Below are 596 nucleotides of genomic sequence, written 5' to 3'. Positions count from 1 at the left end.
AGCGCAATCCTTCTCATTAGAGGAAAATTGCGCTGTGTCTTCAGTTTGAAACAGCCAGAAGCTTGTTTCATAGTTAGCGTTACTGAACGTTCGTTTCGAGTGCATCCTTTGTAATGTCGTAGTGAGATGCTGTCCAGACAGATTTGCCGTCCTGAATGAAAAGAACTTGTGGCGACTCATGTCGGACATTATAGTGTTCAGCGATGTGATTCGATAAGGTCCGAGCTTCTTGGACGAAGAGATATGCTGTCGGAACAGATGTTTCATCCGCGAACTTCGTATACTCTGAGAATCCTGCGGCACTGATCGGACATGTCGTACTGTGTTTGCAAATCACGAACGCGCTATGCTCGGACGCAAATTGATCAAAATCAGAAATAGATTGCAGTTTACGTGGTTGTGTCATAATATATCACCCTCCATACGTCCGGAGACGTTCACTTAACTTTAGATTTTCCCGGTAATCGACCGGACAGTCAATCAATACGGGTCCATCGCTCGCGAAAGCTTGATCAAGACAATGGGCAAGCGAACCGTGTTCACCGACGCGAAGTCCAAGCGCACCGAAAGCATGAGCCAGTTGAACGAGATCCGGA

General features: G+C 46.8%; 2 protein-coding genes. Both read right to left on the bottom strand.

What is annotated here, in order from left to right:
* Nucleotides 1–79: 79 nt before the first annotated feature.
* Entirely contained in the window at nt 80–406 is a 327-nt protein-coding gene (ytxJ, locus tag B3M90_RS11940) for a bacillithiol system redox-active protein YtxJ (RefSeq protein WP_035411320.1), read from the bottom strand.
* A 6-nt stretch (nt 407–412) separates the two neighbouring features.
* Nucleotides 413–596: thiamine pyrophosphate-dependent enzyme (locus tag B3M90_RS11935; RefSeq protein WP_290784256.1), on the bottom strand; the 184-nt coding region annotated here is incomplete at its 5' end.

Source organism: Exiguobacterium sp. UBA6309 (assembly GCF_002439205.1).
GTDB lineage: Bacteria > Bacillota > Bacilli > Exiguobacteriales > Exiguobacteriaceae > Exiguobacterium_A.
Note: the sequence above shows the minus strand (reverse complement) of the source record. Positions and strands in the feature narration are given on the sequence as shown.